The sequence below is a fragment of the Vibrio quintilis genome (genome assembly GCF_024529975.1).
GTDB lineage: Bacteria > Pseudomonadota > Gammaproteobacteria > Enterobacterales > Vibrionaceae > Vibrio > Vibrio quintilis.
The window spans coordinates 1,318,981-1,335,590 of record NZ_AP024897.1; the positions used below are offsets into that span (position 1 = coordinate 1,318,981).

The window sequence follows — 16,610 nt, forward strand, 5'->3', positions numbered from 1 at the left end:
CTGACAGTCATACGCCGCATTTTATGTCGGAAGCGCTCAGACTTTTTCTGCCAGAATAAAAATGACAGCTACCAGATATTTGCATATACCCAAGCAACCTGCATCTTCAGGTTGTTTGGGTATATAAGTAGCTGATAATTATACAGAGGTTACTGTTATCGGTCAGATACGATCAAGAATCAACACCCAGTCATTGCCTTCTTTTTCTGTACCCGGAGGATGAAAGTACTGAATGCCTGAGGTGTTGAACACACCGGCATCGAGCGTATGTCCGTCCCGCGGGCTGTACCAGCTGGCGACGATTAAGCCGGCAGGCATTTTGCTCAGATCAACTTCAAACGGCCGGCCGGTATAAGTGTAGAAAAATGCATAGTTTTTCCCCCGTGTGGCAACGATATGGTTGTACTTCTGCCCGTTTTCACCCGCCAGCAGAGACTGAGCCGGTCTGCGCTCAAAAAAAGGCCGGGACAGCATCAGTTGCTTCAGATACTTCATTTCCCGGGCACCTTCATCGTTCATCGCATGATCCCAGTAGTCACGGACACCGTAAGAGCCTTTTCCGGAATCGGGTTTATGCATTTGCATCACCGCATTGTTGCCGTAGGTATGGCCGAATGCACCGGCAAATACCGACCAGTACGCATAGCGCCTGACATCTGCGGCTGTCCAGTACGGCTGGGTTGTATCATGTAACCCCTGCGGAATATTTTCATAAGATGGTTCACCATCAATGGTGGGTTTGATTGGTTTCAAAGCATAATCTTCAGCCACGTAGCGCCAGTTATCCTCACCTTTCCATTCTGCTGCAGGCACATCATCCCGCTTTTGATCATAACGGCGGTGTCCGGACTGAAACATATTGAAATCAAGCCACGAAGCATGATGAAACCAGGTTGAGGATTGTGTTCCGCCAAACGGATGAAAAGTAATCAGATTATCTGGTGTTGCTTTGTCCAGAGCAAGGCCGAGTTGTTGCCAGATTTGTGGCAGAACACTGCCTTTTTTATCGCCGCCATTCAGCCAGATAATATTGCGGTTTTGTTTGTAGCGCTGTGCCAGCCATGTTGCATAACTGTCAGCCCAGCCATCCTGTGCTTTGACCTGTCCTGCGGCACTGCCCCAGACAGGCACCATCGCCATATACATGCCTTTTTGTGCGGCCAGATGGACAATGTAATCAACATGATCCCAGTAATCATAAGCGAGTGAATCATCCGGTGAACTGTCCGGTGTGACTGCCGGCTGGGTTGGGTCTTCATTGATAAATGGTGTATTGCCGTAATAATTTTTTTCCGCCAGATCATGGACGACCATCACCTGAATCACATTAAATCCTTTGTCATGCCGGTTCTGTAAATATTGCTCTGCTTCTTCCCGGCTGAGCTTGCTGAACAGCAGCCAGCCGGTATCTGCTAACCAGAAAAACGGCTGACCATTTTCATATTGCAGAAAACGGTGATTGTCTGACACTTTCAGTCGTTGAACCTGGTATTCAGGTGTTGAAGACGCAGATGCAGGCATTGCCATCGGACAGGCGGTGAATCCGAGGATGAATATCAGAGTACATAGATTTTTGAACATTTTTCAGCAAATCCACAGTCATTTATTTATATGCATGATTAAGCATATTTAGGTGATAAACCATGATCCAAGGCACACTGTGGCGTATCAGTGCATAGCGGAACTAGCGGGGACAGACACCCAACCAGCGGGGAAACTCGTGGGGACAGACACGTCAACAGACCCGGGACAGACGCACCAATAAACGACGGGAAAGAATAACTTGCCGACAGAGTTGTCAGTCCAAAGAGCAGGGCGTTGCAGTGATTGTCCGCGTCATATTTGCACAGAATGTACTGCTCTGCATCACTGCTTTTCTCCATGAAAAGGTCAGTGTCCGGGTTGTGTCAGCATTGACATCGACCGACTGAAGATTAAAGGCGCGGGGCGCGGCGGTTTGTTCGGTTGCTTGGGTATATCTCATAATAAACGGGGGAGGCTTCGAAATCTCGTGTTCCATCATGGTAAATTTATTACCAAAATGTGCTATCTGTTTTATATTTATATCAGGAATCACTGACCGATTTTAAGGAGCTGACGGTATGGACGTTGCAGTTGAAAACAAAGCCGATGAAATCAAAGCCGATGAAACCAATGTTGTTCCTCAAACAAAAAAGAAACGGGCCTTTTATAAAACCACGATTTGGCTGACCGTGGTGATGGTGTATATGATTTTAGTCACCGTCGTTGGTTATATTGCCTTTTATGATCAGGATTTTAATAATCCGACAAATACGTTGAATGCCTATGTACACGTGCTTCAGGATCAGGCAGATGCAGGTAAAACGCTGCCGAAAGCCATGAATGAAGTCGTGGTACAAATGATGAAATCCGAAGTTGAGAATGATGAGGGTCTGCAGGAACTGGCGACTCAGTCATTCAATATTATTCTCGGCGGGTTACTTGCGTTTCTCTCTGCATCGGCCGCGATGGTGTTCAGGAATGACTGACCCCCATGCGCTGTGGGTTTCCTTATATAGTTTTGAATCTATAGTTTTGAATCCTCCGGGTTGCTCCGGGGATCAATATGAACTAAACCTTTATAAGATACTTAATAAAAACAAAGAGATCATACCATATTAAGCTCACTGCCATTGTGGCATTTGGACGTCGTTATGGAGGGATCGTTATGGCGCTCTACGATATGAGGAAGTTTGTCGCTCCTGAATTTATTTTTGGCGTCGGAGCCCGCCACCGGGTTGGTTTTTATGCCCGAAATATGGATGCCCGGCGGGTGCTGATCGTTTCTGATGATGGTGTGATGGATGCCGGATGGACCCGGCAGGCGCAAGACGATTTAGACGAATTTGGTATCGAGTCGGTTGTATTTCATGGTTTGACGCCGAATCCCAAAGATTATGAAGTCATGACCGGTGCTAAATTCTACCGGGATAATGAGTGCGATGTGATTGTCGCTGTCGGTGGCGGCAGTGTGATTGACTGCGCCAAAGCGATTGGTGTGGTGCATGCCAATGGCCGGGATATCTGGGATTATGAAGGTGTTGACCGGATTGATATCCCCGGGCCACCTCTGATTTGTATCCCGACCACGGCAGGGACTGCGGCCGATATTTCTCAGTTTTGTATTATTCTGAATTCTCAGGAACGCTACAAAATGGCCATCATCAGTAAAAGTATGGTGCCGGATGTGGCGCTGGTTGACCCGATGACCACCACCACAGTCGGGCAGGGATTAACTGCGGCCACCGGTATTGATGCGCTGACCCACGCGATTGAAGCTTATGTATCAACGGCAAGCTCTCCGATTGTCGATGTCCATGCAACCACAGCAATGGGGCTTATCTGGAATAATATTGAACAGGCCGTGGCTCATCCGGATAAGATTGAAGCCAGAGAAAACATGATGCTGGGGTCGCTGCAGGCCGGGCTGGCTTTTTCTAATGCCAGTCTGGGCGCGGTACATGCGATGGCGCATGCGCTGGGTGGTTATTTAGACCTGCCACATGGTGAGTGTAATGCGATGCTGCTCGATCACGTCATCCGTTTTAACATGTTGAAAAGCAGTGATAAATACCAGCAGATTGCGCAGGCAATCGGCATTAAAACCAAAGGCATGACGACGCAGGACTGCAGCCGAAAAGTCGCTCAGTCTATCAGTGAGCTTCGCGATCGGGTTCATATTATGAGCCGGCTGTCTCAGGTCGGTGTTCATTCTTCAGATATACCGGAACTGGCACACCATGCCTTTCATGATGCATGTATCGTGACAAATCCGAGACAGGCATCCATTGCGGATATAAAGGCGATTTATGGTGAAGCAATGTGATAAGAATGACAGAAGCAAACGGCGTGAACAGATCATCGGTCTGGGAGAGCGTTCTTTCCGTAAAAGCTATTACCCGCAGTTTAAGCGCAATACTGAGCGTCTCGAACGGTTTAAAACCCTGCTCGATCAGACGTCAGATTTTGTCATGCTGGTATCTTTGCCGGAGCAGGTGATTACAGATGTAAATCGTGCTACAGAAACTTTGTTTGGTGTCATGCCCGGCCGGTTGATCGGACATGCGCTGAAAACGCTGCCCCTTGATGGGATTGATGCTGTGATTACAATCCTGAAGGATGATCTGGAAAGGGCAAAGAAACAGGTCTCGGTCGAGACTCATTTTTTTGAGCTGCGGTTAATTAAGGAGCAACAACCGGTATGGCTGGACCTTTCTTATCGGGTCGCCCGTCTGGAAAGACAGTATTATGCCGTGATGGTCGGACGTGATATTACCGAGCGCAAGCGCCAGCATGAATTGCTGGAGGGGTTGTTAGCCGAAAAAGAAGCGATATTAGATAATGCGATTGTCGGGCTGGCCTGGATTCGGGACCGGATCATTATCTCCTGCAACCGGCGTCTTGAGGAGATGCTTGGCTACGCGCCGGGCGCCATTCACGGCAAATCAACCCGGATTCTGTATGAAAGCGATGAAACCTTCAGTGACTTCGGCACTGATGCTTACCGGGCACTGTCAAACGGAGAAGCATTTACCGGTGCGACTCAGCTCTGCCGGGCCGATGGCAAGCCAATCTGGTGCGAATTAACCGGCAATTCGATTGAGTCCTGTCATGAGGAAAATGGCAGTGTATGGATTATCTCTGATATCAACCAGCTGCGGTTAACGCAGGAGAAGGCGGTTTTTCTTTCCCACCATGACGCACTCACTCAACTGCCCAATCACCGCTTGCTGGAAGACCGGCTGAATCAGGCCATTACAGCGGCCGCCCGGAAAGGGAAAGTGACGGGTCTGATTAATCTGGATCTGGACCGGTTCAAGCACGTCAATGAACTGTTGGGTTACCATGACAGTAATCAGTTACTGGTCCGGGTCGCTGAGCGTCTGGCGTCCTGTATCGGTGAACAGGACACATTGTGCCGTCAGGGAGGGGATGAATTTTTGATTCTGTTACCGGAGTTATCCGATACCGATGGCTGCTTTCCGGTATTAAGCCAGATCTTCAGCGAGTTTGAAAAAGAATTCATCGTCAATGATCGTGAGTTACTGCTGAGCTGTTCTTTAGGCGTTGCTTTTTATCCTCAGGATGGCGATAACTTCGAGGAGTTGCTCAGTAAAGCTGATATGGCGATGTATGAAGCAAAAGATGCCGGAAGAAATACCTATCGCTTTTTCAATTCTGAGATGAATGACCATGCCAGCCAGCAATTAACCATTGCGTTTGATTTACGCAAGGCACTGGAATTACATCAGTTTGAATTATATTTCCAGCCGCAGATCGACATCGCAACCGGGCAGCTGATTGGTGCTGAAGCGTTGATCCGGTGGCACCATCCAACGCTTGGTCTGGTTTCTCCGGGGCAGTTTATTCCGGTTGCGGAAGACACCGGCTTAATCGTTCCGATTGGGGAATGGGTGCTGCAGGAAGCCTGTCGGGCGGCAGATAACTGGCGCCGGCAGGGGTTTGTCAATGCGGTTGTCGCGGTGAATTTATCTGCGGTACAGTTTGAGCAGGGAAATATAGAAGAGGCGGTCTTCCGGGCGATTGAATCTTCCGGCATTTTTCCTGAGATGCTGGAACTGGAGCTGACCGAGTCCATCATGTTGCGGGATACGGACAATGTACTGGCAACGGTGAAACGCCTGAAAATGATGGGATGTAAGCTCTCGATTGATGATTTCGGGACCGGTTATTCCAGTCTGGCTTACCTGAAGCAGTTTGCGGTCGACAAATTAAAAATCGATCAGGTGTTTATTCATGAGCTGACCCGGAATCCGGATGATGCGGTGATCGTCCGTACCGTCATTCATATGGCAAAGAGTCTCGGCCTGAAAACCATCGCCGAAGGCATCGAAACTGAAGATATCCTGGAATTACTCAAAGTCTACCGGTGCGATGAAGCGCAGGGATACCTGACCGGCCGCCCGATGCCGGCGGCTGATTTTCTGATCTGGCTGAAAAAGAATCTTGACTGAAACCTGCATCTTCAGGTTGTTTGGGTATAAGTCAAAGGTTTACAGGGTGAAAAAACATCAGTCCTCACCTGCACAAACAAACCAGTGCGGATGATCGGCAGGTTCACAGAAATAGTAGATGCTTTTATCTTTTAGTTGTGCAATCGCCTGATCAATTGAAGGCACTTGTGTTTCTTCAGTAGAGTCATCAGAAGAATAAACATAGTATCGGTTCGTTAAATAGTAGTTGGAGTAGTTAGTAAAATATGCAATTCTGAAAGCAGCGCTGTATCCAAAAATGATCCGGTGAATACCGGCTTTATCTGCTAAATTTATCATTTGTTTCTCAACATGCGATAGCTGTTTTTTATTGCTCAATTCGTTTATCCAATAATCTTTAAATACTTTTGATGTATTCGGCGTCTGGTTTATCATCACCTGATTTAAATTGAGCAATGATTCAGGCAGTTTTTTGTTTGGTTGAGGGATCGGAAAAAAATAATAAGCCCATAACAGTCCGGTACAGAGAATAAGTAATATATATTTTTTCATTGTTGACCTTTGCACCTGTGGGGCAATTTTGAATACTGACGAATCGGGTAGGGAGCTTTTTCGATATAATTCATCAAAATCACCGGGGTAATTTGGCTTGGGTCCGGGTAGTCGTGATATCTTTTTTCTGTTAACTCAAATGAGGATATTTTAATTTCCACTTTTGATGCTGTCTATTGTATAAAAATATAAAAAGCAGGAAACAGATATTCAGCCCAGATCATATCGGGATTTATTGTTCAATTGAATATTAGTGAATTGTTAACCCCGCCTGTCCCTGCAAATTTTCGTTCATCAATGTTACGGCTTATCTCCTTCCCGGTTTGCCAGCCAGACTGCTGCCAGAATCAGTCCCGTCATCAGCATAAACGCAAAGACAATCTCTAGCTGATAATCTTTGAAAAACGGGTCGGCGATAAATACCAGCATCAGGGCCAACACTGATGCACAGCTGAATGCGACAAATGGCAGGCTGTTCAGATGCCTGCGCAGCGGATAAATCCACATACTGCTGACCAGCAGCACAATCATTATCGTGAAAATACCGGCCAGTGTGACCCGCAGCAGCCAGCGGTTCGGGCAGACAAAGTTCATCACATGGGTGAAGGTTTGCCTGAGTTGATTCAGCAGCGGATAAAGCAGCGGACTTTCAGGAAAAAAAGTGGCACTGATCAGCTGTTGGTCTGCTTCGTCTAAAGGAACCGGCCAGAACGCGGCACCGGCATAATTCCAGCTGGATAACCTGACCAACCGGTCAAGTGCGTTTTTTTGTCCCCGGCTGTCAGCGGTAACCAGGACCGGCACGATATCCGGAAATATCTTTGCCACGGTTTCCTGATCCTGTTGCCCGCCAAGCCACGCCTGTAACTCGCGGATTTGACTGATTTCATCCAGATCATGCTGTGTTGCAGGCTGCTCTGCAGAAGTATTGTCCGGCGGATTGCTGGCGGGATCGCCGGGCAGGGTAATGAGCAGGTTGGTCAGCCGGGCTAACTGATTCAGGTTGTCCAGATCATAGATGTTTTCCGGATCACCATATGAGTGGCTGGTGATGGTTTTCACCGGAATCACAATATTCAGAAAATACCGGTCGCCGGGGGTTGCGGTAAGCTGGTCTGATACCGGCACACCCAGCAGCGCTGCTTTCAGGCGACGTACAAAATCAAGAAAGATCTGTTGACTGGCTTCGTCATTCAGCGGGGATAAGTCCAGATACAGTGTCACGCCATCTCCCATGGTTGGCACCGGGGACAGACCAAAGGAGAGCAATGGTTTCATCTGATTGACAAATCGTTTGCCGAGCGGTTGTTTCACCGCTGCCACCAGTGAGGTCACCAGATCGGTTGCGTTGGTTCTTCTGGTCAATATCCGGATCAACTGTGCTTTAGTCAGATGTTTCGGCGTGGTGACCACCAAATCAACGGCACTGCGATAGCGTTTTGCCGTCTGAAGAAATTGCGTAAATTCAGGCCGATTTTGCCAGTTGGGTGGCAGGATGAGTTCAGCATTGTCCCCGGCAGGTTTGATGACGGCGGCGATGTAACCAATCCGGTCAAGCTGACTGAAGCGAATCGTCTCCCGGGGGGTGCCGCCTTTTGCGGCAGGGCTTCCTGATAAGGACCAGTACGGCGCAAAACCATAGAAAGTACCATCACTTTGTATAGCCGGTTTACTGTCCTGACAGCCACAATCATCCGGTGCCTCCCATAGCATGGGTGTCTGGCTTTGAGGCATGTTTCCTTCTTTTTTCGCCAAATCCAGAATGCTTTCTGCGGCTTCGCCGGAAGTCGGTAAACCCGCCAGTTTGAAGGCCATCGCAATCATCAGATCGCTGGCAAATGCCTGATTCTGTAGTGGTGCCAGCTTTTTCAGCAGAGCTTTGTCTACTGGTACCAGATTGTCCTGATTCAGGATATTTTGCAGCGCACCGGGCTTCATTTGCCAGATGATTTGTTGGGGTGCAGCAGATTGAAAATTAATCGTGGTTTCTTTGTCGCCGGGTTGAGTCGTGTTGCTATCGGTTTTATTTTGGGGGTTATCTGTACCGCCGGATTTGATTTTCAGGGTCTGAGCCGGTGCGGCGGGTAAACTCAGTCTCTGAGACTCAATTAATGCATTGATATCGACACTTTTGCCCAGTTTGGCAAACGCTTCATGCAACGTATTGAACAACGTGCTGCGTTGTTCAAACTGTTGGGATTCCAGCTTTTGTAGTTTTGCCAGAATGGCCTGACGCTGGCCGAGCCGGGTTAAATCTGCAGCCGTGAGCTGATAATAAACGGGTAAATCCGGTGTCGTGTCTTCTTTCCGTATTTCTGGTTGTGAAGTTTTCTGAACAATTCCGGCGATAATTTTATCGGCGATTTCACTTTGTTTCAGGTGGAGTAATGTGGTGGGTGCAATATATCCGCGCCAGTTCGGATACAAGGCATTTAAGTAGGTGGCCCGGTCTAAATCAATCAGAATGGATTCCATGAATGCCTGATGGCTGGCGGGCTGTACGACGTCAAATTCAGCACAGAAATAGGCCAGCCAGCTGCGGGTGACTTTGCCCCAGCGACCGTCATTGAGATATTTGTCATCGTGCGGGAACTGAGGATCGTCCTGATACAGCGCGTTGAGCTGATACTGAATGGTCCGGACATCATACGGCGCTTTGTCATCCCGTAGCCGCAGATTGCATTTCTCAAACTCGCTGCCTGCGCGGATGGCGTCGGATGATGTCTGACTGGTGTTATTTACCGTTGCGGAGGCGGTGGTTGCTGTTGTGGGGACAGGCACCGTTGCGGGGACAGACGTTGTTGCCGTTGTGGAGGATGCAGCAGTGGGGACAGGCGGGATAAATCCCCAGAAAATCAGGACGAAACAGAACAACCACGGAAGCAGTGAAACCGGTCGTGTGCACCGGTTTTTCAGACATCGGGAGAGTAATTGGATCATGATGTACCTTCCTTAACGCCAGGTGACAAACAGGGGTTTGTCCATCCATGGGTATTTGATGGTTTGAAAGCTCCAGGGCAGCTGATCGAGTAACATATCGAACGGACCGGGAAACACATCCAGCTGCCACTGTTTTTCCGTTTCGGAGAGATTGCCGCCCCGCTGAAAAAAGGTGGTTTGTAACCCTTCAACCGAGGTCGAACCCAGGGCTTTCCAGTGACCAATCATTGCCTGAAGCAGTCCTTCTATCAGGCTTTCCGCATCTTGCGGCAGTAAAATGGTGAAAGGCACCGGTTCATGCAGTGCCATGCCGCACAGGACTTTATTCAGCATCAGCAGATATTCCGGCGCTTCATTGGTGCCGTCTGTCAGCCATTGCAGGCAGAAAATCGCCTGCTGGCGGGTTTGCGGGCTGATGAATTGCTGTCCGTCGGTTAGTTCAAGGCGTTGCAGCAACATGGGAATATAGGTCGAAGCCAGCACCAGCCCGGCATTGATGATCGGGATGGGCTCTCCGGTGATTTCATTGTCATTTGTGGCATCCGGATGCTGCCATTGCAGCGGTTCGGGTTTGGAAATTTCTGCCTGAGTTGAGGTGTCTGTCCCTGTAAGCGCTTCTGCCGGAAGAGTTGAGGTGTCTGTCCCTGTAAGCGCTTCTGCCGGAACAATTGGGGTGTCTGTCCCTGCAGGAATAGGGGCGTCTGTCCCCGGAATTTTCGGAGACAGAGTGCCTGTCCTTTCAGTCTCACCAGCCGGGGCAATTGAGGCGTCTGTCCTTTCAATCCTTTCAATATCACTTTTCATTTCATCCGCCAGCGCTTTCAGCCATGCTGCCTCTGAGGGCAGTTGCTGTGCCAGTTGCTGAGTTAGGATACGGCGTCTGTCCCCACTATTTCCTCTGTCCCCACTATTTCCTGAAGCGGTGTGGTGTCTGTCCTCACAATTCTCAGAAAGGAGATTATCGCGTCTGTCCTCATTAGAGGGAGGATGTGGAACTGCGGTATTCAGACAGGCTGCAATACGGGCATCATCTGCCAGATCACTGAGCAATTGCCGGAAAAGCGTGCTGAAGGTGCCCTGAATATCCTGTAGTAACCAGCGGTGATAGACGATATGCCAGAAAGCCATCCGAACGGATGTTTGTCTTTCGGTGAACTGTCCTCCGGTGAGCAGCATCAGCGCGCTGTAAAGGGTGGTGAGAAAAGCCATCCGTTGCGGATAACGGCTGCTAAAAAGCGCCATATGACATTCATCATCAAGTGTTTTAATCCAGCGGTTGCATTGCTGCTGTGACTGAAGCTGAATCGCCAGTCGTCGCCACAGTGTGTCATGGTGATTGTGAATGAGGTGGCAGACTGCATTGCTGGTCAGCATGTCCGGCAGAGTGACCATATCACCGTTCAGCCACGCTGTCAGTCCGGCGGGTTCCTGCAATGCAGCCAGCCATGGTTGCCATTGCGTTTGGATCTGGTTGCTTCCGTTCAGTGTTTGTCTGAGTCGCAGTTGTAACTGTTCACTGGCCTGAATTTCTGTCTGGTCAGGATGAAGTTTTTGCAGCTCACGGCGTAACGCATGGCACCAGTCTCTGATGGTTTTGGGGGGCTGAGGCCGGAAGATCAGACGGTAGAACACATATGCTGGCAGCGCTGTTGCCTGAAACAGACGGATAAGTTGTGGCAGAAACGGACGTAAATGTTGCCACAGTGATGGTGCCAGTGTTGTGATGAGTTGCTGTTGGGCATCCGGAGAAAAATGCCCGATCGCGTAGTCAGTGGCGTCGCTGTGGCTGATGTGACGAAGAAAGCGGCGAACGTCTGTCCGTTGGGATTCAGTCAGTATGATTCCGTCCGGATGCCCGGGTAACTGATTGAGCCACTGGCTGGCCGTCAGACCGGCCGCATGATCGAAGTGGGTGAGAATCGGGGTTAAGTCATCCTGAAACCTGACCGGTAACGTGTCGATGGTCAGGAAGGTTTGAATCAGCAGACGCAGATTCAGATTGTGCCGTGCTGCCAGCTGTGTCATCAGGGACGCCAGATAACTGCGGCGGTTAAATTCGCTGCCGCGCTCTGCCAGCAGATAGGTCAGACTGATCGTCCAGAGACTGATTTGCAGCGCATGGACAGGAAGTGGCGGTGTGACCGGGAGATGCCGGGACACTGTTGGGGCCATGTGAACCACGCTTTCGACCACAGGTGCAGCGGCCGGGTCGATCAGCGTGACGAGTGCCAGTCGTGCCGGGTGATCAAACTGTTCTGCCCACTGCTGACGGCGGGTTTCATTTGCACCCAACTGATGCAGCAGGGGTTGAATCTGCGTTTGATGCGTGTCCAGCCACTCTGTCGGCAGCGTTTTCCATTTGCCGGAATCAGGGTGCAGCAGTATCTGTATCAGGGTGCGAAGATGTGTCAAAGACGCGGGTTGTTGTGCTGGTGAAAATGATTCTGACTGATATTGCCACCACTGGGTTACTTTCAACAATGCATCGCTGGTCAATGCATCAACCGGGGCGGCAGGTTCTGGTTGCCCGTGTTGCCTTAGCACCAGCAACAGTGTCATCAGCTCGTGTTGCGGCTCATCAGTCAATGCGGCGATCATCGCCTCAATCAGCAGATTCTGACTGATATTTCGCCGGGCCGCCATCTGGCGTACGAGTGATTGCAGATAGCTGCGGCGGTTAAACTCACTGCCACGCTCTGTCAGCAAATAGCCCAAAGTGAACTGCCACAGGCTGACCCGCAGTGCTGCATCTGTCATCGCTGATGAATTTACAGAAGTTGCAGGAGAAGTTGCAGGGACAGGCGCTTTTGTTGTTGCCGGTAGGGCAGCCGGTTTTGCAGGGACAGGCACTCCAAATTCTGTTTTTGCAGGGACAGACGCCCCAAATTCTGTCGCAGGTGCTGCAGATTTAGCGGGGACAGGCGCGATAAAAATCCGGCGTTTGCCGATGATGTGCCGGACAAAATCCCGTGCACCCGGTGCAATCATGGTGGTGAAATCCAGCAGCATCGGGTCAGTGTAATCTTCAGCCCAGTGCTGACGGACTGCCGCCAGTTGCCCGGCCTTCAGCAACAGAGGTCTCAGAATCTCCGGTTCATCCGGCCACAAGCGTTTCAGCGTGGTTTCACTGCCTTGTTTCAGCGCCAGCAACAGGGCGGTGGTGTCGCTGGTTGTGGTTTGAACAGTGAGCCGGACGGATTTTCCCTCCTGTACCGGCACTGATAGCGGATCACCGGAGATCTGAGTCTGTATACCGGCAGACTGCGTCGCGGCATTGAGCCAGGATGCTGACATCGCTTGTTGTACCTCCGGCCATGGCTGCGGTGTACTCTTCGCAGATTCCGGCCTGCGGGTGTCTGGTTTTTCCCATGTTTGTGCAATGTCGTCCAGCAGGCCACGCATCTGTGCCTGCAACGTTGAGTCAGTGGTTTTTGTTTGTAATGCGTTCTGTAATCCCCGCAGTAACAGTACCGGCTTGTCGTTATTGGCAGCAGCCATCCGGATCAGCAACGTCATCAGAAACTGTCGCCGGTTAAACTGACTGCCGCGTTCGGTCAGCAGAAAGTGCAGGGTAAAGCACCAGAGTTGTTGCCGCAGATGCGACAGTGGGCGGGAAACGGGTAAAGCAGGTGGGGACAGTCCACTTTCCGGGCCATTTTCCGGCTTATTTTCTGAGGACAGGCGCTTTCCTGTTTCCGGTGTTTCCGGGGACAGACGCCTTTCCGGTGTCTCTTTTGCCTTGTCCGGTCTGCCAGTGACCTGCTCTGGCTGACTGAGGCTTTGCCACAGGTGTGGGGCTTGCAGTATCCGGCTCAGAAACGGATATTCTGTGGGTTCAAGACAGGCCAGTAAGGCAAAGCGCTGTGCTTCGCTGAGTGAATCCACCAGTACAAAAGGCAGCGCGCCATCCTGTGCGTTCTGGCGCAGTGCGTTCAGGAGTGGTTCGCGATAATCCTGTGTCAGTGTGTCCCAGTCATTCAGCAGTCCGGTGAGCTGATGACGGCTGAAAGCCTGCGTCAGCCGGGTTTGCCAGAGCTGGTTCAGCACCACCTTCAAGCGTGGATGATCGCGTTTCGGATGACGGATCAATCGCTGTATCGCCTGCCGTTGTATCATGGGTGACAGCGTCACCAGCAGATCAGCCAGTGATTCTGCCGGTGTCTGCTCGATCAGCCGGCTCAGCAGCATGTTCTGGTGACTTTGCTGCTCACTTTGCTGATGATGTTGCAGGTTCTCTGGCCGAAATAGTTGATTGAGCCATTCGGGATGGCCCAGCCATGCCTGAGTCAGACGTGCCAGTGTGGCGGGTTGTTGCGGGTCGGCAGACCAGGGCAGCCGGCCGGTTTCCAGAAAACAGCGGGCCTGAAACCAGATATCATCCGTGTGTGTCCGGCGTGTGATTCCCTGTGGTTCTGAACGCTGTAATTCTTCCGCTCTGTGCGGGCCGCTGGCTTCTGCCGTCACGGCACCTGTCTGAGTGCGTTGGGCGGATTGATGCTGTTGCAGATAAGGCAGCAGTTGCCCGCGTATCCGGGTGTCGATGCCGCTCAGCAGATCGTCGTAAAGGCTGTCTGCCGGAATATTGCCCACATCCAGCTGCAGCTGGTCAATGGTGATCACTTCTCCGGGCGGACAGAGCTGGTCGAAAAGCTGTTCGAGATGCGGCAGCAGGCGTTGCATCACCCACTGATGGGCCTGCTGTTCAAAGGCTTCGGCCACCGGCTGGCTGTCAAAATTCAGTTCGAGCCGGGCGTTGCCGATTTGATGCGGCCGTATCTCTGTCATAGCGTCAGCCCTCCCTGTGCAACATCAGGCTGACTGAGGCACTGAAGCAGCCGTTCAGCCAGTGTATCCACATGTGACAGCTCAGGCTGTCCCGCGTCAGGCTGACGACAAAGCCGGGCCCTGTGTGTCCGCCATTCCAGATACAGGGCTTCAAACGATTTGAAGGTATAAAACGACAGCCAGTGAACATGAATCAGCAGGTGAGCCGGGCTGTTGCTGCGAATCAGTGCTTCGGCCTGCTGGCGAAAACGCGGATTGTTGTGGCGGGCGGTAAAGCCGGGCAGCACAATGCTGACCTGATGAGCGTATGACGTGGTATCCGTCGTTTGTGCCGGGCGCAGCAGCAGGTGTTCCACGGCGTATAAGCCTTCACTTTCCCGGTTGAGCCGCATCAGCCATTGTTGCAGATAATGGCAAAACTGAATCAGTTTGCTTTTTTTCCGCTGACGACCGATATACAGCCACTGCTGCCCGGCAAAGTGCAGGAATAGCTGATATTCCCCGTTTTGGGTACGCTGCAAAATCCGGTAGGCATGGTGTGTCATGCCTTTGCACAGCAGGGTTTGCGGAATTGTCTGATCACTGAAAGCCATCACTGCCGCGCGGATTTGCCGGGTCTGCTGGCCGGTCAGTCTGAGATGATCCGGGCGTTCAGGCACCGCTTCCATCTGTGACAGCAGGGGTTCCTGTAACCGGAACAGAATTTTTTGTCCTGCCGGGCTGGCGGTAAAATGGTCATCGCTGACCACATTGAGTAAATACTGGGTGATTGTCCGGCTGAAGGTGTCTTCTTCTTCCGTTCTCAGCCCCAGCAGCAGGGACAGGCGTCTGGCATAGCCGCCCGGATCGTGTGGCTGACGCAGGTCCGGCCCCAGTCCCCGTCTGGCCGTCAACGGTACAATATTGCGGATAAACTGCTGCTTATGGCGCAGCAGCCGCCACTGCAGTTCTCTGGTTGAACCGTAAGGATTGAACTGTTGGTGGAAGGTATCCGGATAGGATTCACCGTACAGCGCGAGCAGATAATCAAAAATCCGCCCTTTGCGTTCGGGGTAATTATCAAACTGATCCTGCAACTGACGCAGCCGCTGCCTGATGTCGTCCGGATAATGCTGCCCGATATGACTGAACTGCTGCCCGGTCAGGGGCTGGGTCTGATAGCTGTGTGGTGCGTTGATTTGCGTGGAATACAGCGTCCGGATCTGGCCGAGATCGGCGCAGAAATTGGCCATCAGCTGATCAAACAGCAGCAGGTAACTGCGCAGTTGGTGCCGCTCTGACTGTTGCCGGGGATGATAGTGAGCCGGATGCCCCGCAGACAGATGATAGGTACGTGGAAACAGCTGCTGTACCGATTCATATTGTGCAAGGTCATAGAAAGTGCCGGATGGCAGCGTTTGCATCTCATCATTCTCTGGCTCCGGCCGGTTTTTATCCTGCAACTGCTGGTAATACAGACGGATGTCTGCGGTATCCAGCCGGACCGTATTGCCCTGTTGCCGGAGTGTCAGATTCAGGGCATCGGGTTGCGCCGGAATCATCAGGCAGGCATGTGCAGGCAGGGTGTGGTTTGGAGCCGGTAGGCTGTCCTCATCAACATCACCATCAGCTTGCTCAGGGAACTCCCCGTGGGCCAGCAGTTCAAAATGTGGCATGTGATGAATGTCAGCGATGGCAAGCAGCTGTGCTTTCAGTTCTGCGGGGTGAGTTGTCAGAGAATCCTGTTGCAGCCATTGACTGGTCTGATGATAAATCATCGCCGCCAGTGCGTTCGGGTCGTGAATGTCATCACAGATATCGATCGTGGCATGCAGGGAGAGCGGCGTGTCTGTGATGAGCCGGATTTGTCCGAGGTCTTCTCCTAAGTGCCGCACCTGATGATAAGCCGCGGCAATGGCTGCTTTGGCCTGAGCTGCCCGTTCAGTCTCGTTAAGATTTTGCTGATGAACCGGGTACAGCCGGGCATTGATTTGCCAGATGCCGTCATGGGCCGGACCCGGCTGCACCGACACCTGTGCCAGCTCCGGCAGGGCAGCCATCAGCCAGCACCGGTAATCTTCACTCTGCTGCGGGATGGCCTGTAAAATCTCAGCCGGATGCGCCAGCCCCTGCAGGGTATAATCGATGCTGCCGTCCGGGCCGGTCAGGTAATCGGCGACCGTAAAATCACTGCGGTAGATCAGATCGGTCAGGGCAAAGCAAACCTGTTCTAAAATCGTTACGCCCGGATCGTGGGTATTGTAGTCGGTCCAGATGTGACCACTGAGCTGCTGGATATACGTCAGCCCCAACTGAAACAGTTGCTCAAAACTATCCGGGTTATCGCGGTTGCCGCGTTTTGAGATGGTCACCGGCATC

9 protein-coding genes are annotated in these 16,610 nt (G+C 51.4%); 3 read left to right on the forward strand and 6 right to left on the reverse strand.

Going from position 1 to position 16,610, the window contains the following annotated elements:
- Window positions 1-162 precede the first annotated feature (162 nt).
- Together OC443_RS06240 and OC443_RS06245 are read right to left on the reverse strand one after the other, a co-directional pair.
- The gene (locus OC443_RS06240) at window positions 163-1,581 is read right to left on the reverse strand and encodes a glycoside hydrolase family 140 protein (RefSeq protein ID WP_200796871.1); all 1,419 of its coding nucleotides are present in this window, start codon (window positions 1,579-1,581) and stop codon (window positions 163-165) included.
- A 217-nt stretch (window positions 1,582-1,798) separates the two neighbouring features.
- Entirely contained in the window at window positions 1,799-1,984 is a 186-nt protein-coding gene (locus OC443_RS06245) for a hypothetical protein (protein WP_073579645.1), read from the reverse strand.
- Between the two features lie 118 nt (window positions 1,985-2,102).
- Here OC443_RS06245 and OC443_RS06250 point away from each other — a divergent pair, with 118 nt between their 5' ends.
- The 3 genes from OC443_RS06250 to OC443_RS06260 all read left to right on the forward strand — a co-directional run bounded on the left by OC443_RS06250 (window position 2,103) and on the right by OC443_RS06260 (window position 5,996).
- Complete coding sequence (locus OC443_RS06250; protein WP_073579646.1) at window positions 2,103-2,510, forward strand: hypothetical protein; 408 nt, start codon at window positions 2,103-2,105, stop codon at window positions 2,508-2,510.
- A gap of 179 nt (window positions 2,511-2,689) precedes the next feature.
- Window positions 2,690-3,847 carry an alcohol dehydrogenase-like regulatory protein ErcA gene (gene ercA / locus OC443_RS06255; protein ID WP_073579647.1) on the forward strand — a complete coding sequence of 386 codons (1,158 nt, stop codon included), beginning with the start codon at window positions 2,690-2,692 and terminating at the stop codon, window positions 3,845-3,847.
- Entirely contained in the window at window positions 3,831-5,996 is a 2,166-nt protein-coding gene (locus tag OC443_RS06260) for a putative bifunctional diguanylate cyclase/phosphodiesterase (protein WP_073579648.1), read from the forward strand. Before ercA ends, OC443_RS06260 begins: the two co-directional genes overlap by 17 nt.
- 57 nt (window positions 5,997-6,053) lie before the next feature.
- Here OC443_RS06260 and OC443_RS06265 read toward each other — a convergent pair whose 3' ends face one another.
- The 4 genes from OC443_RS06265 to OC443_RS06280 all read right to left on the reverse strand — a co-directional run bounded on the left by OC443_RS06265 (window position 6,054) and on the right by OC443_RS06280 (window position 16,609).
- Window positions 6,054-6,527, reverse strand: a complete 474-nt coding sequence (locus OC443_RS06265; RefSeq protein ID WP_073579649.1) for a hypothetical protein — start codon at window positions 6,525-6,527, stop codon at window positions 6,054-6,056.
- Between the two features lie 300 nt (window positions 6,528-6,827).
- The gene (locus tag OC443_RS06270; protein ID WP_073579650.1) at window positions 6,828-9,467 is read right to left on the reverse strand and encodes a hypothetical protein; all 2,640 of its coding nucleotides are present in this window, start codon (window positions 9,465-9,467) and stop codon (window positions 6,828-6,830) included.
- Window positions 9,468-9,479: 12 nt separating this feature from the next.
- The gene (locus OC443_RS06275; protein ID WP_073579651.1) at window positions 9,480-14,252 is read right to left on the reverse strand and encodes a contractile injection system tape measure protein; all 4,773 of its coding nucleotides are present in this window, start codon (window positions 14,250-14,252) and stop codon (window positions 9,480-9,482) included.
- A complete protein-coding gene (locus OC443_RS06280; RefSeq protein ID WP_073579652.1) occupies window positions 14,249-16,609 on the reverse strand; it encodes a hypothetical protein in 2,361 nt (786 codons plus the stop codon). Before OC443_RS06280 ends, OC443_RS06275 begins: the two co-directional genes overlap by 4 nt.
- Window position 16,610: the final 1 nt, after the last annotated feature.

Bases quoted from the DNA above. Each gene is read 5' to 3' on its own strand.
- ercA (WP_073579647.1), top strand. From the start codon at position 2,690: ATGGCGCTCTACGATATGAGGAAGTTTGTCGCTCCTGAATTTATTTTT.
- OC443_RS06280 (WP_073579652.1), bottom strand. From the start codon at position 16,609: ATGCCGGTGACCATCTCAAAACGCGGCAACCGCGATAACCCGGATAGT.
- OC443_RS06275 (WP_073579651.1), bottom strand. From the start codon at position 14,252: ATGACAGAGATACGGCCGCATCAAATCGGCAACGCCCGGCTCGAACTG.
- OC443_RS06245 (WP_073579645.1), bottom strand. From the start codon at position 1,984: ATGAGATATACCCAAGCAACCGAACAAACCGCCGCGCCCCGCGCCTTT.
- OC443_RS06250 (WP_073579646.1), top strand. From the start codon at position 2,103: ATGGACGTTGCAGTTGAAAACAAAGCCGATGAAATCAAAGCCGATGAA.
- OC443_RS06265 (WP_073579649.1), bottom strand. From the start codon at position 6,527: ATGAAAAAATATATATTACTTATTCTCTGTACCGGACTGTTATGGGCT.
- OC443_RS06260 (WP_073579648.1), top strand. From the start codon at position 3,831: ATGGTGAAGCAATGTGATAAGAATGACAGAAGCAAACGGCGTGAACAG.
- OC443_RS06270 (WP_073579650.1), bottom strand. From the start codon at position 9,467: ATGATCCAATTACTCTCCCGATGTCTGAAAAACCGGTGCACACGACCG.
- OC443_RS06240 (WP_200796871.1), bottom strand. From the start codon at position 1,581: ATGTTCAAAAATCTATGTACTCTGATATTCATCCTCGGATTCACCGCC.